The sequence below is a fragment of the Nocardia sp. NPDC056541 genome (assembly GCF_042794235.1).
Taxonomy (GTDB): domain Bacteria; phylum Actinomycetota; class Actinomycetes; order Mycobacteriales; family Mycobacteriaceae; genus Nocardia.
In genome coordinates, this window is the sequence record NZ_JBHTUD010000033.1 from 15,128 (window position 1) to 39,641 (window position 24,514).

22 protein-coding genes are annotated in these 24,514 nt (G+C 68.8%); 14 read left to right on the plus strand and 8 right to left on the minus strand.

Going from position 1 to position 24,514, the window contains the following annotated elements:
* The first annotated feature begins 19 nt into the window (after positions 1-19).
* Complete coding sequence (locus ACFQ9R_RS33255) at positions 20-589, plus strand: TetR/AcrR family transcriptional regulator (RefSeq protein WP_378996562.1); 570 nt, start codon at positions 20-22, stop codon at positions 587-589.
* A 35-nt stretch (positions 590-624) separates the two neighbouring features.
* Here the strand turns inward: ACFQ9R_RS33255 and ACFQ9R_RS33260 are convergent, their stop codons facing one another.
* From ACFQ9R_RS33260 to ACFQ9R_RS33280, 5 genes are all read right to left on the minus strand, one after another.
* A complete protein-coding gene (locus ACFQ9R_RS33260; protein ID WP_378996564.1) occupies positions 625-1,146 on the minus strand; it encodes an ATP-binding protein in 522 nt (173 codons plus the stop codon).
* Between the two features lie 94 nt (positions 1,147-1,240).
* Positions 1,241-2,197: an alpha/beta fold hydrolase gene (locus tag ACFQ9R_RS33265; protein ID WP_378996566.1), complete on the minus strand. Its 957-nt coding sequence runs from the start codon at positions 2,195-2,197 to the stop codon at positions 1,241-1,243.
* A 161-nt stretch (positions 2,198-2,358) separates the two neighbouring features.
* Positions 2,359-3,663, minus strand: coding sequence for a cytochrome P450 (locus ACFQ9R_RS33270; RefSeq protein WP_378996568.1), 1,305 nt, complete (start codon positions 3,661-3,663; stop codon positions 2,359-2,361).
* A gap of 197 nt (positions 3,664-3,860) precedes the next feature.
* Positions 3,861-4,940 (minus strand): redox-regulated ATPase YchF, encoded by a 1,080-nt coding sequence (gene ychF / locus ACFQ9R_RS33275; RefSeq protein ID WP_378996570.1) that lies wholly within the window; start codon positions 4,938-4,940, stop codon positions 3,861-3,863.
* A gap of 113 nt (positions 4,941-5,053) precedes the next feature.
* Entirely contained in the window at positions 5,054-5,971 is a 918-nt protein-coding gene (locus ACFQ9R_RS33280) for a zinc-binding alcohol dehydrogenase family protein (RefSeq protein ID WP_378996573.1), read from the minus strand.
* Positions 5,972-6,165: 194 nt separating this feature from the next.
* Between ACFQ9R_RS33280 and ACFQ9R_RS33285 the strand changes: the two genes are divergently transcribed.
* From ACFQ9R_RS33285 to ACFQ9R_RS33315, 7 genes are all read left to right on the plus strand, one after another.
* A complete protein-coding gene (locus ACFQ9R_RS33285; RefSeq protein ID WP_378996575.1) occupies positions 6,166-7,008 on the plus strand; it encodes a helix-turn-helix domain-containing protein in 843 nt (280 codons plus the stop codon).
* Between the two features lie 4 nt (positions 7,009-7,012).
* Positions 7,013-7,420 (plus strand): VOC family protein, encoded by a 408-nt coding sequence (locus ACFQ9R_RS33290; RefSeq protein ID WP_378996577.1) that lies wholly within the window; start codon positions 7,013-7,015, stop codon positions 7,418-7,420.
* A 125-nt stretch (positions 7,421-7,545) separates the two neighbouring features.
* On the plus strand, positions 7,546-9,798 hold the full coding sequence (locus ACFQ9R_RS33295; RefSeq protein ID WP_378996578.1) for a carbon starvation CstA family protein: 2,253 nt from the start codon (positions 7,546-7,548) through the stop codon (positions 9,796-9,798).
* Positions 9,799-9,968: 170 nt separating this feature from the next.
* A complete protein-coding gene (locus ACFQ9R_RS33300) occupies positions 9,969-10,139 on the plus strand; it encodes a YbdD/YjiX family protein (protein ID WP_378996606.1) in 171 nt (56 codons plus the stop codon).
* A gap of 67 nt (positions 10,140-10,206) precedes the next feature.
* Positions 10,207-11,820, plus strand: a complete 1,614-nt coding sequence (locus ACFQ9R_RS33305) for a DNA-3-methyladenine glycosylase 2 family protein (RefSeq protein ID WP_378996581.1) — start codon at positions 10,207-10,209, stop codon at positions 11,818-11,820.
* Positions 11,813-12,325, plus strand: a complete 513-nt coding sequence (locus ACFQ9R_RS33310; RefSeq protein WP_378996583.1) for a methylated-DNA--[protein]-cysteine S-methyltransferase — start codon at positions 11,813-11,815, stop codon at positions 12,323-12,325. Before ACFQ9R_RS33305 ends, ACFQ9R_RS33310 begins: the two co-directional genes overlap by 8 nt.
* A gap of 76 nt (positions 12,326-12,401) precedes the next feature.
* Positions 12,402-13,055, plus strand: a complete 654-nt coding sequence (locus ACFQ9R_RS33315; protein WP_378996585.1) for a YitT family protein — start codon at positions 12,402-12,404, stop codon at positions 13,053-13,055.
* Between the two features lie 26 nt (positions 13,056-13,081).
* On the opposite strand, the gene ACFQ9R_RS33320 is transcribed toward ACFQ9R_RS33315, so the two are convergent.
* Both ACFQ9R_RS33320 and ACFQ9R_RS33325 read right to left on the minus strand, forming a co-directional pair.
* Positions 13,082-16,327 carry an AAA family ATPase gene (locus tag ACFQ9R_RS33320; RefSeq protein ID WP_378996588.1) on the minus strand — a complete coding sequence of 1,082 codons (3,246 nt, stop codon included), beginning with the start codon at positions 16,325-16,327 and terminating at the stop codon, positions 13,082-13,084.
* Between the two features lie 46 nt (positions 16,328-16,373).
* Positions 16,374-17,561, minus strand: coding sequence for an exonuclease SbcCD subunit D (locus tag ACFQ9R_RS33325; RefSeq protein WP_378996591.1), 1,188 nt, complete (start codon positions 17,559-17,561; stop codon positions 16,374-16,376).
* A 174-nt stretch (positions 17,562-17,735) separates the two neighbouring features.
* Here ACFQ9R_RS33325 and ACFQ9R_RS33330 point away from each other — a divergent pair, with 174 nt between their 5' ends.
* The gene (locus ACFQ9R_RS33330) at positions 17,736-18,884 is read left to right on the plus strand and encodes a DNA recombination protein RmuC (protein WP_378996593.1); all 1,149 of its coding nucleotides are present in this window, start codon (positions 17,736-17,738) and stop codon (positions 18,882-18,884) included.
* A gap of 51 nt (positions 18,885-18,935) precedes the next feature.
* Positions 18,936-19,781, plus strand: coding sequence for a DUF6542 domain-containing protein (locus ACFQ9R_RS33335; protein WP_378996596.1), 846 nt, complete (start codon positions 18,936-18,938; stop codon positions 19,779-19,781).
* 60 nt (positions 19,782-19,841) lie between these two features.
* Here ACFQ9R_RS33335 and ACFQ9R_RS33340 read toward each other — a convergent pair whose 3' ends face one another.
* Positions 19,842-20,861, minus strand: coding sequence for a 4-hydroxy-3-methylbut-2-enyl diphosphate reductase (locus tag ACFQ9R_RS33340; protein WP_378664336.1), 1,020 nt, complete (start codon positions 20,859-20,861; stop codon positions 19,842-19,844).
* Positions 20,862-20,975: 114 nt separating this feature from the next.
* Between ACFQ9R_RS33340 and ACFQ9R_RS33345 the strand changes: the two genes are divergently transcribed.
* The 4 genes from ACFQ9R_RS33345 to ACFQ9R_RS33360 all read left to right on the plus strand — a co-directional run.
* A complete protein-coding gene (locus ACFQ9R_RS33345; protein ID WP_378996598.1) occupies positions 20,976-21,569 on the plus strand; it encodes a lipid droplet-associated protein in 594 nt (197 codons plus the stop codon).
* An 88-nt stretch (positions 21,570-21,657) separates the two neighbouring features.
* Positions 21,658-22,944 carry an exodeoxyribonuclease VII large subunit gene (gene xseA, locus ACFQ9R_RS33350; RefSeq protein ID WP_378996600.1) on the plus strand — a complete coding sequence of 429 codons (1,287 nt, stop codon included), beginning with the start codon at positions 21,658-21,660 and terminating at the stop codon, positions 22,942-22,944.
* The gene (locus ACFQ9R_RS33355; protein WP_378638114.1) at positions 22,941-23,201 is read left to right on the plus strand and encodes an exodeoxyribonuclease VII small subunit; all 261 of its coding nucleotides are present in this window, start codon (positions 22,941-22,943) and stop codon (positions 23,199-23,201) included. Before xseA ends, ACFQ9R_RS33355 begins: the two co-directional genes overlap by 4 nt.
* Before the next feature lie 127 nt (positions 23,202-23,328).
* Positions 23,329-24,514 (plus strand): FAD-binding oxidoreductase (locus ACFQ9R_RS33360; RefSeq protein WP_378996603.1); only part of this gene is annotated, 1,186 nt, incomplete at its 3' end.

The window sequence follows — 24,514 nt, forward strand, 5'->3', positions numbered from 1 at the left end:
GCGCCTACTGTGAGGAATCGTGTCGGACCGTCGTACCCAGATCATGGAAGCCGCCGTCCGCGTCATCGCCGAGGACGGCGTACGCGGCCTGCGCGTCGAGAAGCTCGCCGCGGCGGCCGAAGTGTCCACCGCGTTGATCTACTACCACTTCAAGGATCGCGCGGGCATCCTGCGCGCCGCTCTCGAACACATCAACCACCGCGCCCGGACCTACACGGACGCCGCCGATGCGACCGATCCGCGCGCGCAGGTCGAGCACATGCTGCTGCTCGAACTCCAAGACACCGACCGAGTCCGCGAAACCAGCGTCGCCTGGGGCGAACTGCGCGCCAGCGCGGTTTTCCACCCCGACCTGCGCGCGCCCCTGTGCGCCACCACCGAAGCCTGGAACGCCGACGTGGAAACCCTCATCCGCCGAGCCCAGCAATCCGGCACTGTCGCGCCCACCGTCGACGCCGGCATCACCGCGGAACGCCTCACCACGCTGGTGGAAGGCCTCAGCGAACGCTGGCACAGCGGCTCGCTGCCCCTCCCCCGAGCTCGCCAGCTCCTCACCAGCGCAATAGAACTCGAACTCGACAGGGCTTAGCCGACTGCTCGATCAGTCTTCGCTCGACCGGCCCGTCAGTTGTTCACGGCGTCCGCGATCCGCTGGGCAGCCTCACCAGGGGTGAGAAGCGTGGTGTCCACGACCTCGGCCTCACTGTGCAGCCACGTACGGGCCGCCTCCGCGTAGGGCTCGAGATACGCGAGACGGAATGCCGACGGACCCAGAACCGTGTCGCCCTCGATACGCCCGCGCAGGGTCTGCTGGTCCGCGTGCAGGACGAAGTGCCGTACCGGGATCGCGTGCCGCGCGAGCCCGGTACTGATCTCGCGCCAGTACTGCTCGACCAGCACGGTCATCGGCATCACCAGCGTGCCACCGGTGTAGTCGAGAATGTGCCGGGCGGTCTCGACCACCAGGGGGCGCCACGGTGGCCAATGCTGGAAGTTGTTCGTCGCGGGCAGCCCCGGCGTGACGTCCATGAGCGTCTCACCGACCTTCTCGGCATCGAACACCCGCGAATCCGGAATCAGCTGTTGCACGAGCCCACTGGTCGTCGTCTTGCCTGCGCCATGGGTCCCGTTGAGCCAAACGATCACAGAATCGGACCGTAGCAGCTACTTCGCCGACGTCACCGGCCGATCCGTCCGGCGTCCCAGCTCGACGAGAGCTGATCCTGTGCCGGTGGCTGACTCAGGCGGCGAGGGCCAGCTGGGCGCGTGCGGGTCGACCGGCTCGGTCCGCGCGAGCGACCAGCCGGGCGATGGCCTGGGCGACCTGGGCGGGCTGTTCGAGGATGACCGAATGACCCGCGCCGTCGATCTGAACGAAGTCGGCGTAGTCGACGGCGGCGGCCATGGCGACCGAATGCGACGGCGGCGTCATCAGGTCGGCGGAACCGCACAGGATCATGGTGGGAACGGTCGAGAGGGTGCCCAGGGCGGCGGTGCGGTCGAAGGTCTTGAAGGCGCTCAGGAAGGTGGCCATGGTCACGATCGACGTCGCGTTGTGCATCGCCTCGGCCAGTGCCAGCACGCGCCGGCTGACCTTGCGATCACCGAACTCGGCAGCGCGCACGACCGGGGCGAAGACCTTGCAGGCCAGCACTTTCGCGTGCTGCATCAGCCGCGGTGCGCACCGCACCGCGGCCTGGAAGACAGGGACGATCGGGTTGTGCAGCAGCCGGCCGAAACCCGCGTCGGCGAGCCCGCTCGCGGCGGTGGCGACGAGCCCGACACCGACGATGCGCGTCCCGACCTCGTGCCGGTACTGGTCGACGTAGGTCAGCACGGTCATGCCACCCATCGAATGCCCGACCAGCACGACCGGGCCGGTCGGCGCGACAGCGTCGAGCACGTCGTGCAGATCATGACCGAGCTGTTCGATGTTGTAGGTCTTCCTCGACGCGATAGCGGAGTCGCCGTGCCCGCGATGGTCGTAGCAGACGACCTTGGCACCGGAGTGCTCGCGCAGCAGCGCGTCCCGCACATCCGTCCACGATTCGGTCCGCAGGCAATGCCCGTGAATGAGAACAACCGTCATGTCCGCGTTCCGCGCCCCGTACTCACGAACCGCGAGCTCCACCCCGTCACCGGTCGACACCGAGACACGACGCTCCGCCGAGTGGGCGATTGTGCTGATGATCGACATCGGAGCCTCCGGTTTCGCGTGTGGTGACAGGTTCAACTCTCCACCGAAACGGGTTTCACCAGCAGGTCCCCGAGTGCTTGGACCGCTCCTCCGAGGGTGCGCAGAACACCACCTAGGTGTCGCTCGTCGAGCTCACCCGGTGGCGGGGCGTGCTGAGCGGGTCAGCCGATGGGGACCTGGCTGCGGACGCGTGGACCGGTGTGCGCGGGTAGGTGCTGATAACCGTGCAGGGTGAACAGCGGCCGGCGGGTGGGCGGATGGGTCAATCGCAGATCCGGATACGTCTCGAACAGCGCGCGCAGGGCATGCGCCGCTTCCATCCGGGCCAGACCGGCGCCGAGGCACACATGACTACCGCTGCTGAAGGACAGATGATTCTTGGCGTTGCCCCTGGTTACGTCGAAGCGGGCCGGGTCGGTGAACACGGCGGGGTCGCGGTTCGCGCCGGCCAGCGACAGCACCACCGTCGACCCCTCGCGCAACCGGACACCACCGATCTCCAGCGCTGTCCTGGTGGTGCGCGCGGTGGACTGCACCGGCGGATCGATCCGGAGGATCTCCTCCACCGCGTTGGTCCAGAGTTCCGGCTCGGCACGCAACCGGTCCAGCTGTTCGGGGTGCTGGAGCAGCCAGACGATGCCCTTGCCGATCAGGTTGACCGTGGTCTCGAAGCCCGCGGCCATCAGCAGGGTCGCCGACGCGCACAGTTCGTAGGTGGACAGGTCCCCCGAGGTGACCAGGCTGCTGAGGATGTCGTCGCCGGGCTCGGCGCGCAGTCGCTCGAGGTGCTCGACGAGATACTGGTGCAGTCGCTCCGAGGATTCCATCGCCCGCTGGTGCGTCTGCCACGAGATCCCGAGGTCGAGCAACGGACTGATGTCGTCACCCCAGTGCAGGAACATCTCGCGGTCGGCGTCCGGGAAGCCGAGCATCTCGGAGATGATGGCGATGGGGACCTGCGCCGCGTACCGCGCGACCAGGTCGGTGGGCCCGTCGTCGGGGAGCGCCCAGAGCAGTTCCCCGGTGACCGTCTCGATCCGGTCGCGCAGCCGGGCGATGGCACGCGGGGTGAACGCCGCGGAGACCGGTTTGCGCATCCGGTTGTGCTCGGGATCGTCGACCACCAGCATCGACGGCGGATCCATCAGATTCGGCGGGAGGGGCCGCCGCTCCAGCGCGCGCATCACCGGCCCGGGAATCCCGAACACCGTCGGTATACCGACACCGAAACGGTTGTCGCGCAGGATTTCCCGGACCATATCGTGATCGAAGGTGATCCATACCGGAAGGGCACGGATCAACCCGCCCTCCCCGCGCATCTCCTCGATCAGCGCGTACGGATTCTCGATACCCTCCGCGCCGCCGATCAACCGGGCGAACGGATTGCCACGCCGAATCAGCATCTTCTTGAACAGCAGAACCAACCCGTGATTGTTGACCCACCGATACATGTAATGCGGTTTCATCCAGCCCTCCGTCGTTCGAACCGGCGCATCCTGTGGTTGCAACGAATAGCACACGGCTATAACGAACATCACAGGGCGCGCGGGACCCGCCGGAAGGGGATCTCGAGAGCATGGGCAGGCAGCGCGGCGGTCCGTCGAGCGCCCGAGGTCAGCAGCACAGGACAGAACTGGTCAAGACCTCCCCCAGGCGCAAGGGTTTACACGTTGAAGCGGAAGTCGCAGACGTCGCCGTCGTGCATGACGTATTCCTTGCCCTCCATGCGGACCTTGCCCGCGGCCTTGGCGGCGGCCATCGATCCCGCTTCGACCAGGTCGTCGAAGGCGACGAGTTCGACCTTGATGAAGCCGCGTTCGAAGTCGGTGTGGATGACGCCGGCGGCCTTGGGGGCGGTGTCGCCCTGATGGATGGTCCAGGCTCGGGATTCCTTCGGGCCTGCGGTGAGGTAGGTCTGCAGACCGAGGGTGTGGAAACCGGCGCGGGCGAGGGCGTGCAGGCCGGGTTCGGACTGGCCGATGGATTCCAGGAGTTCGAGGGCGGATTCGTCGTCGAGTTCGAGAAGTTCGGCTTCGACCTTGGCGTCGAGGAAGACAGCGTCGGCGGGGGCGACGGAAGCCTTCAACTCGGCGACCTTGGCCTCGTCGGTGAGGACGGACTCGTCGGCGTTGAAGACGTAGAGGAACGGCTTGATGGTGAGTAGGGAGAGCTCACGCAGCAGGTCGGCGTCGATCTTCTTGCCCGCGGCGAACAGCGTGGTGCCCTCGTTGAGGAAACCCTCGGCGACCTTGGCGGCGTCGAGCAGGGGCTTGCGGTCCTTCTTGACCCTGGCTTCCTTCTCGAGGCGCGGGATGGCCTTCTCGAGGGTCTGCAGGTCGGCGAGGATGAGCTCGGTTTCGATGACCTCGATGTCGGCGGCGGCGTCGACCCGGCCGTCGACGTGGATCACGTCGTCGTCGGCGAACACGCGCACGACCTGGCAGATCGCGTCGGCCTCACGGATGTTGGCGAGGAACTTGTTGCCGAGGCCGGCGCCTTCGGAGGCGCCCTTCACGATGCCGGCGATGTCGACGAACGACACCACGGCGGGAACGATCTTCTCGGAACCGAAGATCTCGGCGAGCTTGTTCAGGCGCGGGTCGGGCAGCGGGACCACGCCGACGTTGGGCTCGATGGTCGCGAACGGGTAGTTCGCGGCCAGCACGTCGTTCTTGGTCAGCGCGTTGAACAGCGTCGACTTTCCGACATTGGGCAGGCCGACGATTCCGAGGGTGAGGCTCACTGTGATTATCTTGCCGCACCTGCGGCGCGGCGGGTTCGCGGCCCCCTTGTGGCCCGCTGGTCAGGCACCTGACCAGCGAGCCGGACCGCGCACGGCCCCTCCCGACGGATCGGTCAGGGAACGAGGACGACCTTGCCCAGGTTGGCGCGCTGCTCGATGACCGCGTGGGCGGCAGCGGCGTCGTCGAGGGCGAACTCGGCGTGCACCACCGGATGCAGCAGGCCGGAGGCGTAGTACTGCCACACCTCCTGTCGCAGGTCCTCGTAGCGAGCCGGGTCGCGCTGGGCGAGACGGCCGATCCGGAAACCGGTGAGGGATTTGCCGCCCGCGAGGAGGTCTTCGGTGTCGACGAGGCCGCCGCCGGTGCCGTAGGTGACCGCGCGACCGCCTTCGGCGAGACCGGCAAGGGTGCCGCCGAGGCCGGTGCCACCGACACCGTCGAGGGCGTAGTCGGCCTGCTTGCCGCAGTGCAGCTGGTCGTAGGTGAACACCTCGTCGGCGCCGAGTTCACGCACGAAGTCGACCTTCGACTCGTGGGAGACCGCGCCGACCACCCAGCTCGCGCCACGCACGCGGGCCAGCTGCACCGCGAGGTGGCCGACACCACCCGCGGCGGCGGTGACCAGCGCCGTTTCGCCGTCGCGCGGTACGGCGGTGTCGAGAGCACCGAGGGCGACGAGACCGCTGCGCATCAGGGCGACGGCGTCGACGGCAGAAGCGCCGTCCGGGATCGCCGAGACCTGGTCGATCGCCAGCACGACGTACTCGGCGTAGGCGTCAGCGGTACACAGGCCGACGACGCGGTAGCCGGCGCTGTAGCCGTCGACCCCGTCACCGACCGCGACGACCTCACCGGCCACCTCGGCACGCACCTGCTCCGCGTCGCCACTGATCCGCCGAATCGCCGACAGGGTGACCCCGATCGCCTCGACCCGCACCAGCAGCTCACCGGCACCAGGCACCGGCACCTCGGCCGCGACGACTTCGAGCGCCTCCGAACCACTGCCGCGCTCGTATTGAACCCGCCGCATGACACCTCCTGCGTAAATTGAGCGAAGGCGCAAGATTAACCGGCTGACCTCGCGTTTCCACAGGCCATGAGCCCGTGAGTGCGAAATCTCACCGCCTCCGCCGCACCGCGGAGAGCACCCTCACGGTCCGGTTACCCCGCGGCGATGCTCGAGACGCGTGGGTAATCCCACACACCCGGCGTAGCGTGGCCCGTATGGAGGCGACCACGGAGGTGGTGACCGCGGCCCCCGCGCCGGTGCTGGCAGCGTTCATCGACCGGTACGTGGGCTATCGACTCGCGGGTTTCGAGCCGGGCCTGCATCGCGGCCTTCCCTCACGGCACATGACGTTCATCGTCGCCGTCGGCCCGACCATCGATGTCGTCGAGCAGACCGACCCGCACCAGGCCCCCGGCAGCTACCGCTGTGTCTTGAGCGGCCTACAGGCGAGCCCGGCGTTGATCGCGCACACCGGTTTTCAGGAAGGCGTCGCGATCGAGCTGACCCCGCTGGGTTGCCGAGTGCTGTTCGGCATGCCCGCGAGCGAACTGTGGGACATGTCGATCGAATGCTCCCAAGCGCAGAGAACTCTGGGCGATCAACTCGCCGATGCCGTGCAGTCGCACCAGGATTGGCCGAGCCGGTTCGCCGCGTGCGATCGAGCCTTGACCGCCGCGGCACGCACCGACACGCTGGCCGGGCCCGAATTGACGTGGGCCTGGCACGCTCTCGTGAAAACCGGCGGCACCTGCTCGATCAACCCGCTCGCGGATCGGATCGGCTGGACCCGTCAGCACCTGACCCGCAAGTTCACCGCCGAATTCGGCGCGAGCCCCAAGCTGGCCGCACGGATCATCCGATTCGAGCGAGCCAAGCGCATGCTGGCGGGCACCCCGTCCTATGTCTCCATCGCCCAGATCGCGACCACCTGCGGCTACTACGACCAGGCGCACCTGAACCGCGACTTCGCCGAGCTGGCGGGCGTGGCCCCCACCGCCTGGCTCGCCGAGGAGATTCCATCCGTCCAAGACCCGAACGCGGCGGAAGCGCGAGGCTGAACGCATGGACACTTCAACCAACACCACCACCATCTGGCCCTGCCTCGCCTTCGACGACGCCCGAGCCATGATCGAGTTCCTCACCACCGCCTTCGGTTTCGAAGCGACCGCGGTCTACGCCAGGGAAAACGACGACTCGGTCGTCGAACACGGTGAACTGCGCCTGCCGGGCGGCGGCGGCATCATGTTCGGCTCCACGGGCCGCGACGACACCCCCTTCGGCACCCGGCCACCGGGCGTCGCCAACCTCTACCTGGTCACCGACAACCCCGACGCGCTCTACGACAGGGCGAAGGCCGCGGGCGCGAGGATCATCCGCGAGCTACGCGACGAGGACTACGGCTCCCGCGGCTTCAGCGCCGCCGACCCGGAAGGCAACCTCTGGAGCTTCGGCACGTACCGAGGCGAATGACCTGCTGAACAAAATTTCATTCTGCGCACGATCGTGTGCGAACCTCTCCGTCGCAGTTCGGCGATCGGCTACGTTGTCGATTGCTTCACCCGAGGCTCTGCGCGTTATACAGGAGAGTTGAGTCAATGGCGACCATCGAACATCTGCGGACCGACCCGGACTTGCCTCCGGTCGGTGTCGTCGATCGCACGCCGATCACGCCCGCCAAGAAGGCCGTGTTCGCGGGGATCGCCGTTCTCGGCGCTATCGCGTGGGCGATCATCGCGTTCGTGCGCGGCGAGTCCGTGAACGCGGTGTGGATCGTGATCGCGGCGGTCTGTACCTACATCATCGCCTACCGCTTCTACGCGCGGTTCATCGAGTGGAAGATCACCAAGCCGCGCGACGACGTGGCCACGCCCGCCGAAATCTATGACAACGGCAAAGATTTCATGCCGATGGACCGGCGGGTGCTCTACGGGCACCACTTCGCCGCCATCGCGGGCGCCGGTCCGCTGGTCGGTCCGGTGCTGGCCGCGCAGATGGGCTATCTGCCCGGCACCATCTGGATCATCGTCGGCGTGGTCTTCGCCGGCGCGGTGCAGGACTACCTGGTGCTGTGGGCCTCCACCCGTCGGCGCGGCCGCAGCCTCGGTCAGATGGCGCGCGACGAGCTCGGCCTCGTCGGTGGCGTCGCGGCGATCGTGGCGATTCTGGTGATCATGACGATCCTGCTCGCGGTGCTGGCACTGGTCGTGGTGAACGCGCTCGGCGAGAGCCCGTGGGGCGTGTTCTCCATCGCGATGACCGTCCCGATCGCGCTGTTCATGGGCGTGTACCTGCGGTATCTGCGGCCGGGTGCGGTCGGCGAGGTGTCCGCGATCGGCATCGTGTTGTTGCTGGCCGCGATCATCGGCGGCGGCTGGGTATCCGAAACCGAGTGGGGCGCGGACTGGTTCACCCTCTCGCGCACCACCATCGCGTGGTGCCTGATCGCCTACGGCTTCATCGCCTCGGTCTTGCCGGTGTGGCTGCTGCTCGCCCCGCGTGACTACCTGTCGACGTTCATGAAGGTCGGCACGATCGTGCTGCTCGCGGTCGGCATCCTGATCACGATGCCGGTGCTGAAGGCGCCCGCCGTCTCCGAATTCGCGCATACCGGTGCGGGTCCCGCGTTCGCGGGCAGTCTGTTCCCGTTCCTGTTCATCACCATCGCCTGCGGTGCGCTCTCGGGTTTCCACGCGCTGGTCTCCTCCGGCACGACACCGAAACTGCTGGCCAAGGAATCCAATGCCAAGATGATCGGCTACGGCGGCATGCTGATGGAGTCGTTCGTCGCGGTCATGGCGATCATCACCGCCTCGATCATCGACCAGCACCTGTACTTCGGCATGAACGCCTCGGCCGGACTCACCGGTGGCACGGCCGAAGGTGCTGCCAAGTTCACGAATTCGCTCGGCCTGTCCGGGCCGCCCGCGACACCGGAGCTGTTCACCGACGCGGCCGCCGATGTGGGCGAGAAGTCGATCGTCTCGCGCACCGGTGGCGCCCCGACCCTGGCGGTCGGCATCTCCGAGGTCTTCTCCCAATTCCTCGGCGGCTCGACGATGAAGGCCTTCTGGTACCACTTCGCGATCATGTTCGAGGCGCTGTTCATCCTCACCACCATCGACGCGGGCACTCGTGTGGCGCGCTTCCTGGTCTCGGACGCGCTGGGCAACTTCGGCGGCGGGTTCAAGAAGTTCCGCGATCCGTCGTGGCGGATCGGCGCCTGGCTGTGCTCGCTGATCGTGGTCGCGGGCTGGGGCGGGGTGCTGCTGATGGGCGTGAACGATCCGTTCGGTGGCATCAACGCGCTGTATCCGCTGTTCGGCATCGCCAACCAGCTGCTCGCGGCGATCGCGCTGATCGTGGTGCTCACGATCATCGTCAAGCGCGGGCAGTGGAAGTGGGCGTGGATTCCCGGTGTTCCGCTGGCGTGGGATCTGCTGGTCACGATGACCGCGTCGTGGCAGAAGATCTTCTCCGACGATCCCAAGCTCGGTTACTGGAAACAGCACAGCCTGTGCCAGGCCGCCAAGGACGCGGGCAAGGCCTGCCTGACCGCCAAGACGCCCGAGCAGGTCGACATCGCGATCCGCAACACCTTCATCCAGGGCACGCTGTCGATCGTGTTCGCGGTGCTGGTACTGATCGTCACCGCAGTCGGAGTGCTGGTGTGCGCGAAGGCGATTCGCACGGGCACGGTGACCAGCACCGAGTCCGAGGAACAGCCGTCGAAGATCTTCGCCCCGAGCGGTTTCGTCGCCACCTCCGCCGAGAAGGACGTGCAGAAGGAGTGGGACGTGCTGATCGCCGAGGGCAAGGTGAGAGCGCCCGGATCGGCGCACGTCTCTTGAGTGTGATCAGGGATGCGGACGGCCGGTTCAGTGGATCGGCCGTCCGCGCCCCGGCCGTGACGACCGACCGCACCGGGCTGGTCGACAGGACAGCGTCGATCGCTACCGCGAGCTCGGATGCGACCGTGGGGGCACGCCTGCGGGCGGTTCTCGGCCGAGCGTGGGCGGCGATGCGCGCAGTCGCCCGCTGGTACAGCGCGATCAACGGCGGCGAGGATTACCAGCGGTATGTCGACCACTTGCGTCGCACGCATCCGGGGGCCCCGGTGCCGTCCGTGCGCGACTACTGGCGCGAACGCTATGCCGAAGCCGAGCGCAATCCCACCAATCGCTGCTGCTGATCGCGGTCCCAGACCCGCGGGATCGGTGGCCGATTTCCGCTAGCACCCCGCTCGCGCGGGTGCCATTGTGGAACTCGTGACCATCACTGCTTTGGACTTCGAGGGCTGCTACCGGGCGGTCTCCACCCGCGACTCCCGCTTCGACGGGCAGTTCTTCACCGCGGTACGCACGACCGGCATCTACTGCAGGCCCTCGTGCCCGGCGATCACACCCAAGCGGGCCAATGTGTCGTTCCTGCCCACCGCGGCGGCGGCGCAGCAGGCCGGTTATCGCGCCTGCCGCCGGTGCCTGCCCGACGCCGCGCCCGGGTCACCCCTGTGGAATGTGCGAGCCGACCTGGCCGCTCGCGCCATGCGGCTGATCGGCGACGGGGTGATCGAGCGTGGCGGGGTACCCGGACTGGCCGCCACCCTCGGCTATTCGCAGCGCCAGCTCACCCGCGTGCTCACCACCGAACTCGGGGCAGGCCCGCTCGCGCTGGCCAGGGCGCACCGTGCGCACACCGCGCGGCTGCTCATCCAGACCACCGAGATGCCGATGTCGGATATCGCGTTCGCGGCGGGGTTCGCCAGCATTCGGCAGTTCAACGACACCGTGCGCGAGGTCTTCGCGGTGAGTCCGACAACGATGCGGACCGAACTACGCCGGTCGCCGCGCGCCGATGTCGTCGCACCCGGCACCCCCGGATTGCTGACCTTGCGGCTGCCGTACCGCGAGCCGCTCGATACCGGGTGGCTGACCTGGTTCCTCTCGGCGCACGCGGTGGCCGGGACGGAACAGTGGGAGGACGGGGTCTACACGCGCAGCCTGCGTACTCCGCACGGGCACGCGACTGTTCGGCTGTCTTTCCAGCCCGGTCATGTGCGGGCGGAGTTGGCATTGCGGGATATGCGTGATCTCGCTCCGACTGTCGCCCGGGTGCGGCGTCTGCTCGATCTGGACGCGGATCCGCTGGGGATCGACGCGGCACTCGGCATCGACGCGACGACCGGAGCCGACGGCCGTGGTGGTCACGGCGGCGGCCGCGTGTTCGGCAGTGACGACCGATCCGGTGATAGCGCAACCGATTCGGGTACCGCAGGGATTGCGCACGGAATCGCGGGACACGGATTCACGCCGGGGATTCGCGTGCCCGGGTGCCTCGATGGATCAGAGTTGTTGCTGTGCACGATGATCGGGCAACAGATTTCGGTGCGGGCAGCGGGGACGCATGTCGCGCGGCTGGTGGACGCACTCGGCGAGCCGATCGAAGGACCGGTGCCGCGACTGTTCCCGACGGCCGAGGCGGTCGCCGAACACGGTGCCGAGGTGTTGACCGGGCCCGCGCGCAGGGTGGCCGCGATCGTGGCCGCGGCGCGGGCGCTCGCCGACGGCGAACTGGTCCTGCATTCCGGCCGTACCGCCGATGATCTGCGGAGCGACCTGCTCGCACTCGATGGAGTCGGGCCGTGGACGGCCGACTACGTCACCATGCGATCGCTGGCCGATCCCGACATCCTGCTCGACACCGACCTCGTCGTGCGCCAAGGAGCCGCGCTGGCCGGGATCGACCTCGGCGACACCACCCGCTGGGCGCCGTGGCGCTCGTATCTGTCCATGCACTTGTGGAAGACCGCGCTCGAACATCGTGGCGCGCTTGTCCGTGAACCCTCTCCTCAGGAAGCGAAAACCCATGACTGACACTGCTCTTCGCCTCGCCGACGTCGCGACCGTCAGCACGCCGATCGGCCCGTTCACCACCATCGCCGATTCCGACGGCGCCGTGCTCGCCTCGGGCTGGACCGGCGACCCGACCACGCTGACCGGCCTGATCCACGCGACCTTGCGCCCGGCCGAACTGCGGCAACGGGATTCGCTCGGCGCGGTGACCAAGGCCGTCATCGACTATCACGCAGGTGATCTCACCGCGATCGACACGATCGCGGTGCGTCAACAGTCCGGTGAGTTCCTCGTCCATGCCTGGGAAGTCCTGCGCAAGGTACCGGCCGGTGAACCGGTCACCTACACGGAGTTCGCCGGACTCTCCGGGCGTCCGGCAGCCACGCGGGCCGCGGCCAACGCCTGCGCGCGCAACTCTGCCGCGCTGTTCGTGCCGTGCCATCGTGTGCTGCGGATCGGCGGAGCGCTCGGCGGGTTCCGGTGGGGGCTGCAAGCCAAGGCCTGGTTGCTCGCGCACGAAAGCTGAGCAGCGGCACACGATCAGGCCAGTGATCGCCGATTGGCTCTTTTTTCCAGGTCCAGTAGGCCGGATTCTGTTACCTATGCTCACTCGTCGGTTGGTCGCGCTGTACGTCGGTTTGTGGTTGTACGGCACCTCGATGGCAGTGATGATCCGAGCAGGGCTCGGGCTCGACCCGTGGGACGTGTTCCACCAAGGGGTCGCCGCGCATGTGCCGCTGAGTTTCGGTGTGGTGACCGCGCTGACCGGGATCGCTGTGCTGCTCGCCTGGATTCCGTTGCGGCAGCGGCCGGGGCTGGGGACCGTCAGCAACGTGGTGGTGATCGCGATCGCGGTCGACGCCGGGTTGTGGGCGATCCCCGCCGTGGACGGCGTGTGGCTGCGGGTGCTGGCCATGGTCGCCGCGGTGGTGGTGAACGCGGCGGCGACAGTGCTCTACATCGGTGCGGGAATGGGTCCAGGTCCGCGCGATGGACTGATGACTGGACTGGTCGCGCGGACCGGTTGGCCGGTGTGGTCGGTTCGCACCGGGATCGAGGTCTCGGTGCTGACCACCGGGTGGTTCCTCGGCGGCAGCGTGGGAATCGGCACGCTGGTCTACGCCTTCGGAATCGGCCCGCTGGTCCAGCTGATGATCCCGTTCGTCGACGGCAAGCTCCCCGGATTCACGCCGCTCGCCCGCCACGAAGCGGCGCCATCCGTGGAGCGTCCGCAGGCTCCCGCCGCGCCGTGCTGACATGGTGACGGCCTCACCGGGCGAACTCAGGCGACGGTGGCTTCCAGCCGCGATCCTGCCCGGCCGCGCACCACGTGGAGGCGGCTGGGGATGCGCTGGCGCATTTCGTCTACGTGGCTGACGACGCCGACCACGCGCCCGTTCGCCCGCAGTTCGTCGAGGACACCCATCACGGCGTCGAGAGTGTCGGCGTCGAGGCTGCCGAAGCCTTCGTCGATGAACAGGGTGTCCAGGACCAGCCCACCGGTTTCGGCGGCGACCACATCGGCCAGACCGAGTGCCAATGCCAGCGAGGCCATGAAGGTTTCGCCGCCGGAGAGCGTTTTCGCCGAGCGGATCGCGCCGGTGTAGTCGTCGCGGACGTCGAGCCCGAGGCCCCCGCGTCTGCCCCGTGGGCCCGCCTTGTCCGAGTGGACGAATTCGTAACGGCCACCGGACATCCGGCGCAGACGCAGTGATCCCGCGACCGCGACCTCTTCGAGCCGTGCCGCGAGAACATAGGAGCGCAACGACATTCGCCGGTTGTTCTCGCCCCTGCCCGCGACCACTTCCGCCAGGGCCGCCAGCTCGTCGAAGACACGCTGCTCGGGCGCGATCCGCTCGACCTCACCCCACAGCTGCGTCCCCAGCTGCTCGAGCTGGGCGACCCGCTCGGTGGCCGCCGACCGGGCCGCCACCGCCGCGGTGAGCGCACTCTGCGCTTCGGTGAAGCGCTGCTCGAGCGCGTTCAGATCGCCCGGCGTCTGCTCGGCGATCGCCTGGATCCGGGGCTCGGCGAGCACCGTCTCGGCATGTGCGCGGGCCCGGTCCGCGGCGGTGAGTTCGGCTTCGATCGCGGCCTGCTGCTGCGCGGTCCGCGCGGCGGCGGTGACGACCTGGGCGTAGGCGGTCAGCAGGGCGATGTCGTCGCGAGGCGGTGCTGGTTCGCCCGGCTCTTCGCCGACCGGCTCCTCGTCGACCGACTCGTCATCGAGCGGCTCGTCATCGAAAAGATCGAACAGGCTGGGAACGCCCGTATCGGCATCGGCGACCGCAGTTCGCCCGGCGGTACGAGTCGTCGATTCGTATGCCTCGAGCTGCGCACTCGCCTCGTATCCCGCCGGAACGAGACCTGCTGTACGGGCGAGGTTTTCCACACGGGTGGCGATGGTGCGGACGGCGTCGCGGGCGGTGCCCTCCTCGGTACGGGCGGTGCGGAGGGTGGTGGCGGCGGTGATGAGGGATTCGAGGCGGGTCGTGCGGGCGTCGACGGTGGCGTCGGCGCCCGCGGCGGCACGCAGGCGGGTGGTGAGTTCTTCGAGGCGGGTGCGGGTGGCCGCGATGTTGGCCGTGCTGGTGCCGAGGCGGGCGTCCGAGTCGCGGGACTGCTCGTGCAGGGCGGCTTCCTCGGTGCGCAGGGCCTCCAGGCGGCTGGTCAGGGCGGGGGCGCGTTCAGCGGCTTCGGCCGTGTCGTCGAAGCGGTGGGTGGCGGTGCGGACCGCGGCGGCGAGGGCGACGGGGTCGGCGTCGCCGCCACGCGCGGTCAGCGCCTCGATCTCGCGTTCGATGGCGCTGATGCGTTCGGCGAGGCGATCCCGCGCGGCCTCCGCGACGTGTTCGGCCGCCTGTGCGGCGTCCTCGGCGTCCTTGGACACCGCGTCGTCGGTGGGCTGCGCGGGCTCCGGGTGATCGGCGGACCCGCAGACCGTGCACGGCGCACCCTCGGTGAGCGCGCCCGCGAGTTCGGCGGCCATGCCGGCAAGGCGGCGGGTGCGCAGGTCGAGGACACGCTCCCTGGCGTCGAGGTGGGCGCGCCAGGCCGTGTCGTGTTCACCGCGCGCCGCGTCCAAAGCCGGTCGGCGACGGGCGATCTCGACAGCGGCCGCCGCCGCGTCCTGCCACTTGGCCAGCTCGTTGCGAACCCCGGGCAGCGCGGCGGCCGCGTCGGTGGCCTCGCGGAGCTGTTCCTGAGCAGAACCGATCAGTGCCGGCAGTTCGACCCGCCGCTGCGCCAGCTCCGCCGCACGCCGCGTGAGCTGGGCGGATTCGCTCTCGTGAACGGCGAGATCGTCGGCGAGCCTGCGTGCGATCACCGCATCCGCGCGCACCTCACCGAGCACACCGAGCAGCGCGTTCCACTGGCTGATCGCCGCATCGAGATCACCCTGGACGTCCACGCCGCCATCGCCGTTCGGCTCGGCCGGTACGACGGTCAGCAGACCCACACCCGCGATATCGGCCGCCGCCGGTGCACTCAGACGATCGGCCAGATCAGCTGCGGCGCCGCGGGTGGCGGCTTCCGAGCGACGCAGGCCACGGACCGCGGAGCGAGCCTCGTCGATGGCATGGACGACGGGCTCAGCCAGGCGAGCTCGGTCGAGTTCGCGTTCGAGTTCGGCGCGGCGAGCAGCGGAGGCGGTGTAGGCGTCCAGTTCGGAGCGGGCCGCGGCCATGCGGGTGCGCAGCTCGGTGACGCGGCGTTGCTCTTCGGCTTCGGCGCGGGCGTCGACCGATTCTTTGTGGCGCAGTTCGGCATTCGTGGTCGCCTCGGCGAGGGCGGTACGCGCGGTGGCCAGCAGTTCCTGAGACCACGTCACCGAGTCCTTGATGCCGATCGATTCCGCGCCGCCGTATCCCGCCGCCATGCCGACCTTGGTGATCAGGCGGTCGATGCCCTGCTGGCGCGTGGTGAGTTCGCTTTCGGCCGCGCGTCGCCGATCCGACAACCATTTCTCGGCGGTACCGAAACGTTGGGTATCGAAGAGCTTTTCGAGCAGTTTCTCGCGGTCCTCGTTCTCGGCTCGCAGGAATTTGGCGAAGTCGCCCTGCGGGAGCAGCACCACCTGGAAGAACTGGTCGGCGCTCATGCCGAGCAGACGCAGCACCTCGTCGCCGATATCGGTGATGCGCGAGAGGTTCTCACCGCTGCCGTCGAGCCAGGTGAGCGTGGCCTGGGGTTGCAGCAGCCGGGTTCCGGTGCCGTTCTTCTTCGGGCGCTCGAATTCGGGCGAGCGGGTCAGGCGCAGCAGGCGGCCGCCGAGCGTGGCCTCGAGCACGACACTCGGTGGTGTCTGCGAATCGGCGTGGTCGGAGTGCAGGCGCTTGCTCTCGCCGCGCGCCCCGGGCACCTTGCCGTAGAGGGCGAAGGCGATGGCGTCGAGGATGGTCGTCTTGCCCGCACCCGTATGCCCGTGGAGCAGGAACAGCCCGTCGGCGCCGAGTGCGTCGAAATCGACGACGGTGGTCTCGGCGAACGGTCCGAACGCGGTGAGTTCGAGCCGGTGCAGCCTCACGCGATGGCCCCGGCGACGAGCGCCGCCGTGAACCCGGCGCGCGAGCTCACGCAGTCAGCTCCGATGCCACCGGCTCCTCGGCGGATTCGCCTCGGCCCGAGTCGGTTTCGCGAACCGCCGCGGCCAGCGCCCGCTCCACCCATGCCATCTCCCCCTTGCTCGGTGTGCCACGCACGTCGGTCAGGAAGCTCGCCGCGACCTCCGTGTCGCGACGACCGTGCACCCGCTCGCGGTAGTGCAACTCCGGATTGCCTTCCGGCCGTGCCCATTCCACGTGCACCGCGTGCGGAAACCGCTCGCGCAGCTTACGCATCGGATCCACCGGACGGGTGATGTCGGTGATCGTGGCGGACACGTAGTGCTCTTCGGCCGCGGCGAATTCGGCGCCGGTGAGCAGGGAATCGATGGTGCCGGTGAGTCTGCTGAGCCCGCGCACCTGCGGCAGCTCGCGGCGGTGCACCGCCGCCAGACCTTTCGCGTCGAGGTCGACGATCCAGACCGCCTTGCGATGGGAGCTCTCCCCGAACGAATACGGCAGCGGGGATCCGCTGTAGCGCACCGACTCCGAGAGCGTCTGCGGCGAATGCAGGTGCCCCAGCGCCACATAGTCGATGCCGTCGAAGGCCGACATCGACACCGTCTCCACACCACCCACCGAGATGGACCGTTCCGAACCCGTCGCCTCGCCGCCGATCACGAACGCGTGCGCCAGCACCACCGTGCGCGTGCCGGACCTGGCGGCGATGTCGGCACGAATCCGGCTCATCGCGGCATCGAGGATCTCCGCGTGCGAGTGCGCCTGTGGCACACCGAGTTCGGTCCGGGTGATCTCCGGTTCCAGATACGGGATGCCGTAGAAGGCCACGTCGCCGTCGTCATCGGACAGCACGATGGGCCGGTGCGCGTCGGCGACCCGCGTACACAGGTGCAGGCCACCGGCTGCGGCGAAGCTCGCGCCCGCACCGAGCCTGGCGGGCGAGTCGTGATTGCCCGAGGTGGCGACGATCGTCGCGCCCGCCGCCCGGATCGCCTCGAATCCACGATTGCAGACCCCGATGGCATCGGCATTGGGGATGGAGCGGTCGTAGATGTCGCCGGGCACCACCACCACGTCGACCGATTCGGCCGCGACCAGCTCCGCGACGGCCGACAGCACCCGCGCCTGATCGGCCAGCAGGTCGACACCGTGAAAGGTGCGCCCGATGTGCCAGTCGGAGGTGTGCAGGATCCGCATGTCGCGAACCGTAGGGCACACCCCCGACAGAATTCAATCGACGCACCACACGCGTGTAATTCACCGGCGTGGCGCACGAGGCCGCGCACAGATGTCCGGCGGGAATGCCGCCGCCATGCCCGGTTTGCCCGGGAATTGCGAACTTGTCGGTGGCCTCGGGCAGTATCGCCTCCCATGACCGCTTCGATGCTCGTCGCGCTCGTCTTCGTCTTCGCCGCAGGCTTCGGTCTCGGCTGGCTGGGGCATTCCGCCCGGGGTGGCCAACGCGCCGCCACCGCGGAAGCCCGGCTCGCCGCGGCCGGCGACAACCAACGGTTGCTGCAGCAGTCGCTGCACTCGGCCAACGAGGATGCGGCGCGCAGGCATTCGGCCGCGATCGGCGCGATGGTCGATCCGCTGCGCGACGCGGTCGGCGCGTTGGAACAGCAGATCCGGCAGGTCGAACACCATCGGATCGACGCGTACTCGGGATTGCGCGAGCAGGTCGCGGGCATGCAACGCACCTCGCATCGGCTCTCCGATCAGACCGGCCAGCTGGTCGCCGCGCTGCGGGCGCCGCAGGTGCGCGGCCGGTGGGGTGAGATCCAGCTGGAACGCGTGGTCGAACTCGCCGGCATGACCCGGCACTGCGACTTCGATACCCAGGTATCCCGGCCCGGCGGCGACGATCGGGGTGCGGTCCGGCCCGACATGGTGGTGCGGCTGGCCGGCGGCAGGCACATCGTCGTCGACGCGAAGGTGCCGTTCTCGGCGTATCTGGACGCGGCGACCACCGACGACCCCGGCGCACGCACCCCATTGCTGGCCCGCCACGCCAAACACCTGCGCGCCCACGTCGACCAATTGGCCGACAAGGCGTACTGGGCGGCCTTCGATCCGGCACCGGAGTTCGTCGTACTGTTCGTGCCCGGCGACCCGTTCCTCGACGCCGCGCTCACCACCGATGCCGACCTCTTGGAGTACGCGTTCGGCCGGAACGTGATCCTGGCAACCCCCACTACATTGATCGCGCTGCTGCGGACGGTGGCGTTCAGCTGGCGGCAGGAAGCGCTCTCGCGCGATATGGCAACGGTGCAGCAACTGGGCAAGGAGCTCTACACCCGGTTGGGCAAGGTCGCCGAGCATCTGGACAATCTGGGCGTGAATCTCGGTAAGGCCGTAGCGGCTTTCAACGCGACCGTGGGTTCGGTGGAGTCGCGGGTCATGGTCACCGCGCGCCGGATGCACGATCTCGGCATCGCCGATCAGGAGCTCCCGGCAATCCGGCTCACCGAGACCCGACCACGCGTCGTCGTGTTCGCCGACGTCGAGGATCGCGTCTGAGATCCCCGTGCCGTGGCGCCCACAGGGCCGATGTGCAGTTAGTGTCATAGTGTGGCTGCTTCCCAACGTGCGCGACCCCGGGTGCCCGCGCCGCAACGTTCGATCGTGCCCTCGGTACCCGGCATCCCCGCCTGGGCCGCGATTCTGCTCGCCGCGGGTGCGACAGGTCTCGGGTTCCTGATCGACGGATTCGGCGGCGAGACCTATCCGACCGGCACGTTCTCGGCGCTGTATGTGCTCGGCTGCGTGCTCGCTGTCTGCGCGGTGCGCTTCCGCGGCCTGTTCTCCACCATGGTGATGCCGCCGCTGCTGCTGTTCGTCGCGGTGCCCCTGGCCTGCCAGATGCTGGGTGGCCGCGCCACCACGTCGATCAAAGACGTGTTGATGAACCTGATCATCCCGCTGGTGGAGCGCTTCCCGACGATGGCGCTGGCCACCGTGCTGGTGCTGGCGATCGGCGGAGCCAGGATCGCGATCGCCAAGCGCGCACCCCAGACCGCTCGCCCCGCCCCGGAGCGCCGGACCGAACGCAAGCCGGTCAAGCGCCGTCGCCCCGAGCCGGCCCCCGACCTCGCCACCGCCGCCCGCAAGCGGCCGCGCCGCGGCACCGCGGTACTGGACGAAGCCGATACCGAGGTCGACATGGCGAGCCCGGCTCGCCGACCCGCCCGGCCCACCGAACCGAAACGGGCGCCCGCCGCGGCCCGGCCCCGCGAGCCTCGCGCCGCCCGCGGTGAACCCCGCGCCGCCCGCGCGGCCGCCGCACCGCGCGAACCCGAACCGGCCAGGGTCCCCCGCCGCCGTGGCGACGCACCCCCGCATCCGCAGCCGAACGTGCGCTATCGAGACCGCGCCGACTCCGCCCGCACGGAACGACGTCGCCCCGACAACGTCTGAGAACGAAGAATCCCCGCCGAGATCGATCGGCGGGGATTTTCTGTGTTCAGGCCAGGCGGGTCAGCTCTGCGAAGGCGCGTCCCGGCGGGCGGGGCGGAGCTCACGAGGCAGGGAGAACACCAGTGTCTCGTTGGCCGTGGTCACCGGCTGGACCTCACCGAAGCCGTGTTCGGCCAGCAGGTCGAGGACCCCGGTCACCAGGATCTCCGGCACCGACGCGCCGGAGGTGATGCCGATGGTCCGCACCCCGTCGAGCCAGGCCAGATCGACCTCGCGCGCGTAGTCGACCAGATACGCCGCCTTCGCGCCCGCGCCGAGCGCCACCTCGACCAGTCGCACCGAGTTCGACGAGTTGCGCGAACCGACCACGATCACCAGATCGCATTCGGGCGCCATCGCCTTGACCGCGGTCTGCCGGTTGGACGTGGCGTAGCAGATGTCGTCGCTGGGCGGGTCCTGCAGCGTCGGGAAACGTTCGCGCAGCCGCTCGACGGTCTCCATGGTCTCGTCGACCGAGAGCGTGGTCTGCGACAGCCAGATCACCTTCGACGGGTCGCGCACGGTCACCTTGTCCACCGAGTCGGGCCCGTCGACCAGCTGCACGTGCTCGGGCGCCTCACCGGCGGTGCCCTCGACTTCCTCGTGGCCTTCGTGGCCGATCAGCAGGATGTCGAAGTCGTCGCGGGCGAACCGCTTGGCTTCCTGGTGCACCTTGGTGACCAGCGGACAGGTGGCGTCGATGGTGCGCAGGTTCCGTTCGGCGGCGGTCTCGTGCACGATCGGCGCGACACCGTGCGCGGAGAACACGACCAGCGCGCCCTCGGGCACCTCGTCGGTCTCGTCGACGAAGATCACGCCCTGCTCACGTAGTGTTTCCACGACGTGGCGGTTGTGCACGATCTCCTTGCGCACATAGATCGGGGCGCCGTGTTTCTCGAGAGCCTTCTCAACGGTCTCGACGGCGCGGTCGACGCCTGCGCAGTAGCCGCGCGGCTCGGCCAGCAGCACGCGCTTGCCACCGGCAGCATTCGCGCCCGCGGAGCGCGTGATACCGACGTTCAAGGGGATTGCCGAGGTCATATCCCACAGCTTACGTGCGCGCGAGAGGCCCGATCAGGTCGGATCAAGGGGCGAAAGTCACACAACAGGGGTGTGGACCTTTGCATCACACCCGGTTTGCGGCAGGCTGGAGTCATGTTTCGACCTCCGTTCCTGGCCAGGGTGGCCGCCGGCGCCGCCGTATACGCCTTAGAAGAGACCCGGCGACTGCCCGTCGCCGCGGTCAATTTCCCGATCACCGCGCTCAGTCGCGTGCTGCAGACCACGATGCATCTGCAGCAGTTCGTCACCAGCCTCGCGCTCAAGGGTGACGGTGTGTTCGAGCGGCTGGGTTCGGCTCCGGCCGAGCAGCCCGCCTGGGCCACCTTCGACGAGGACCTGGAGCCCGCGCCCGCCACCAACGGCCACACCAGCCGCTTCGACCTGTTCGAAGCGCCGGAGGCCCCGCAGACCAACGGCAAGGCCGTGCCCGCGTCGCTGCTGCTGCTCGAGACCGAGGAAGAGGTCATCGAGCCCGCCGACGAGCCCACCGAGGAGGAGGTCGTAGCCCCCGAGGTCGCTATCCGCTACGACTACCCCGCGATGACGCTGGCCCAGCTGCGCGCCCGGCTGCGGATGCTGACCGTCGAGGAGCTGGCCCAGCTGCTGGCCTTCGAACAGCAGACCCGCGCCCGCGCCCCCTTCGTCACGATGCTCACCAACCGCATCGCCACCGTCCAGGCGCAGTGACAGACTGTCCGTCGAAGCGGCCGCCATCCGACACCTCGGATGGCGGCCGCTTTTTGGTTGTGTCGGTGGCCGCGCGTAGAACTGACCTATGACTCAGGACGGCGTCGCGCAGGCCGGCGCTCCGGCGAATTCGGCGGAGCAGCCGTATCCGGTGCGCTCGGTCGCGGTGAAGGTCGCCCAGTGGATCGAACGGCTCGGCAGCATCTGGGTGGAGGGGCAGGTCACCCAGATCAATCTGCGCCCCGGCACCCGCACCGCGTTCCTGGTGCTGCGCGATGCCTCGGTGGACATGTCGCTGTCGCTGACCTGCGACCCCGACCTGTTGCGCAGGCTGCCGGTGCCGCTCACCGAGGGCAGCCGCGTGGTCGTCTACGGCAAGCTGCACTTCTTCACCGGCCGGGGCACGGTGTCGTTGCGGGTCACCGAGATTCGCGCGGTCGGCATCGGTGAGCTACTGGCCCGGATCGAGCGGTTGAAAGCCCTCTTGACGGCCGAGGGCCTGTTCGATGCCAGGCTCAAGCGGCCGCTACCGTTCCTGCCCGCGACGATCGGGCTGATCACCGGACGGGCGAGCGCGGCCGAACGCGATGTCCTGTCCGTGGCCCAGAACCGTTGGCCCGCAGTCCGATTCGTCATCCGCAATACCGCGGTGCAGGGTCCGGCCGCGGTACCGCAGATGCTCGAAGCGCTGACCGAACTCGATCGCGACCCCGAGGTCGAGGTGATCGTGCTGGCGCGCGGCGGTGGCAGCGTCGAAGATCTGCTGGCCTTCTCCGACGAAGCACTGTGCCGGGCGGTCGCCGCCGCGCGCACCCCGATCGTCAGCGCCATCGGCCACGAGCCCGACAATCCCCTGCTCGACCTGGTCGCCGACCTGCGCGCGGCCACCCCCACCGACGCCGCCAAACGCATCGTCCCCGATGCCGCCGCCGAACTGGCCGGGGTGCGTGAGATGCGGGCGCGCTCGGCGGCCGCGTTGCGCGGCTGGGTCCAGCGCGAGGAACACACCATCACGCAGTTGCGATCGCGCCCGGTCCTCGCCGATCCCCTGCGCGAGCTGAACCACCGTCACGACGAGCTGGAACGCTTGCGCACGGCCGCGAGACGCACTGTCGACCAGCTGCTGCGCAGCGAGTCGACGACCACCCTGCACCTGCGCGAGAAGCTGACCGCGGTGGGTCCGGCCGCCACCCTGGCCCGTGGTTACGCTGTCGTGCAGCGCGTCGCCGGTCCCGAACGGCATGTCGTGCGTTCGATCGATGACTCCCCCGCGGGCAGCCAGCTCCGCATCAGGGTCGCCGACGGAGCCGTCACCGCCGCGGCACTGGGCACCCAGCGACTGACGCCAGAGACCACCGACGAGAAGAGGACGTGACCGTGGCCGACGCCGGTTCCGAGAACACCGCTGCCGACACCCTGGCCGAGATCGCGGCCTTCGGCTACGAACGCGCCCGCGACGAGCTCATCAACGTGGTGAAGATGCTCGAACAGGGCGGCCTCGACCTGGACGACTCGCTGGTGCTGTGGGAGCGCGGCGAAGCCCTGGCCACCCGCTGCGAACAGCATCTCGCCGGTGCGCGCCGCCGCGTGGAAGACGCCCTGTCCCGCGCCGACCTCGACACCGCCGACTGAGCACGCGCACCGACATCGCACCTTTACCGCCGCGAAACACCGGCCGGGCACGCTGATGCCGGGTCGGTCCGCCGAGGGATCGCCCTCCGGGCGACGCGCGGAGAGTTCGAACGACGGAGTACGGCCGATGGCACCCACCGATTCGCTGACGAGCCTGCGCGACGACCTGGGTCCCATCACCTTCTCCACCGACACACGCAAGCTGCGCACCAAGAGCCGCGACCGGTTCGCGCAGAGTCCGGTCCTGCGAGACCTGTTGCGCGGGCGCAATGCCGAGATCTTCATCGCGCCGCGCGGCAAGGACGAGTTGCGCACCGCGGTGGCCGCCTGCGCGCGTCATCGCATCCCGATCACCGTGCGCGGGGCCGGTTCCGGCCAGTTCGGTCAGGGTGTGCCGCTGCGCGGTGGCGCGGTGATCGATGTCACCGCGCTCGCCGGCGTCATCGGCTGGCACGGCGGACCCGGCAGACGCCCGCCGACCACGGTGCGCGCGCTCGCGGGCACCGTCGTGGCCGATATCGACGCCGCGATCCGCCCGTCCGGTTGGGAGCTGCGGATGCATCCGTCGACGGCGCACCAGGCCACCATCGGCGGCTACATCGCGGGCGGACACGCGGGAATCGGCAGCTGTCGCTGGGGCATCCTGCGCGACACCGGCAACATCACCGCGCTGGAAGTGATGACGGTGGAGGAACACCCCCGGCTGATCGAGTTGCGCGGGCGCGATGTGAACACCGTGCACCACGCGTACGGCGCCAACGGCATCATCACCGAGGTCGAACTGCCGCTCGCCCCGGCCTGGGAGTGGCACGAACTGGTCGTCTCGTTCCCCGATTTCGCGCAGGCGGCCCGCTTCTCGGTGGACATCTGCCGCAGCGACGGTGTGCTCACGAAAGTGGTTTCGCCCCATGCGCATCCGCTCCCGCAGTACTTTCCCGAACTCGCCGGATTGATTCCCGACGGCGAGTCGATGGTGCTGCTGATGGCCGCCGTTCAGTCGGTGCCGAATGTGGAGGATCTGGTGCAGGACAACGGCGGCCGGATCCGGTACCGGTGCCTCGAGGGCAAGGGCAGCTACGGTTCGCCCCTCTACGAGTTCACCTGGGGCCATTCGATGTTGCGCTACCAGCGGCACAACGACGAGCTCACCGGGCTGATGGCCCTGTTCCCGCAGCGGGATCTGTACGAGTCGATCGTCGGCATCCACCGTGAATTCGCGGAGTTGGGGCCGCTGCACGTGGAGATGAAGCGAATCGACGGCGGTCTGTCGTGTCAGGGCTCACCGGTCTTCGCCTTCGAGAGCCAGGAGCACC

Excerpts from the sequence above, each read along its gene's own strand:
- ACFQ9R_RS33340 (WP_378664336.1), bottom strand. The coding sequence starts at position 20,861 with ATGACCTCGGCAATCCCCTTGAACGTCGGTATCACGCGCTCCGCGGGC.
- ACFQ9R_RS33325 (WP_378996591.1), bottom strand. The coding sequence starts at position 17,561 with ATGCGGATCCTGCACACCTCCGACTGGCACATCGGGCGCACCTTTCAC.
- ACFQ9R_RS33330 (WP_378996593.1), top strand. The coding sequence starts at position 17,736 with ATGACCGCTTCGATGCTCGTCGCGCTCGTCTTCGTCTTCGCCGCAGGC.
- xseA (WP_378996600.1), top strand. The coding sequence starts at position 21,658 with ATGACTCAGGACGGCGTCGCGCAGGCCGGCGCTCCGGCGAATTCGGCG.
- ACFQ9R_RS33315 (WP_378996585.1), top strand. The coding sequence starts at position 12,402 with ATGCTCACTCGTCGGTTGGTCGCGCTGTACGTCGGTTTGTGGTTGTAC.
- ACFQ9R_RS33270 (WP_378996568.1), bottom strand. The coding sequence starts at position 3,663 with ATGAAACCGCATTACATGTATCGGTGGGTCAACAATCACGGGTTGGTT.
- ACFQ9R_RS33265 (WP_378996566.1), bottom strand. The coding sequence starts at position 2,197 with ATGTCGATCATCAGCACAATCGCCCACTCGGCGGAGCGTCGTGTCTCG.
- ACFQ9R_RS33345 (WP_378996598.1), top strand. The coding sequence starts at position 20,976 with ATGTTTCGACCTCCGTTCCTGGCCAGGGTGGCCGCCGGCGCCGCCGTA.
- ACFQ9R_RS33280 (WP_378996573.1), bottom strand. The coding sequence starts at position 5,971 with ATGCGGCGGGTTCAATACGAGCGCGGCAGTGGTTCGGAGGCGCTCGAA.
- ACFQ9R_RS33290 (WP_378996577.1), top strand. The coding sequence starts at position 7,013 with ATGGACACTTCAACCAACACCACCACCATCTGGCCCTGCCTCGCCTTC.
- ACFQ9R_RS33300 (WP_378996606.1), top strand. The coding sequence starts at position 9,969 with ATGCGCGCAGTCGCCCGCTGGTACAGCGCGATCAACGGCGGCGAGGAT.
- ACFQ9R_RS33285 (WP_378996575.1), top strand. The coding sequence starts at position 6,166 with ATGGAGGCGACCACGGAGGTGGTGACCGCGGCCCCCGCGCCGGTGCTG.
- ACFQ9R_RS33295 (WP_378996578.1), top strand. The coding sequence starts at position 7,546 with ATGGCGACCATCGAACATCTGCGGACCGACCCGGACTTGCCTCCGGTC.
- ACFQ9R_RS33310 (WP_378996583.1), top strand. The coding sequence starts at position 11,813 with ATGACTGACACTGCTCTTCGCCTCGCCGACGTCGCGACCGTCAGCACG.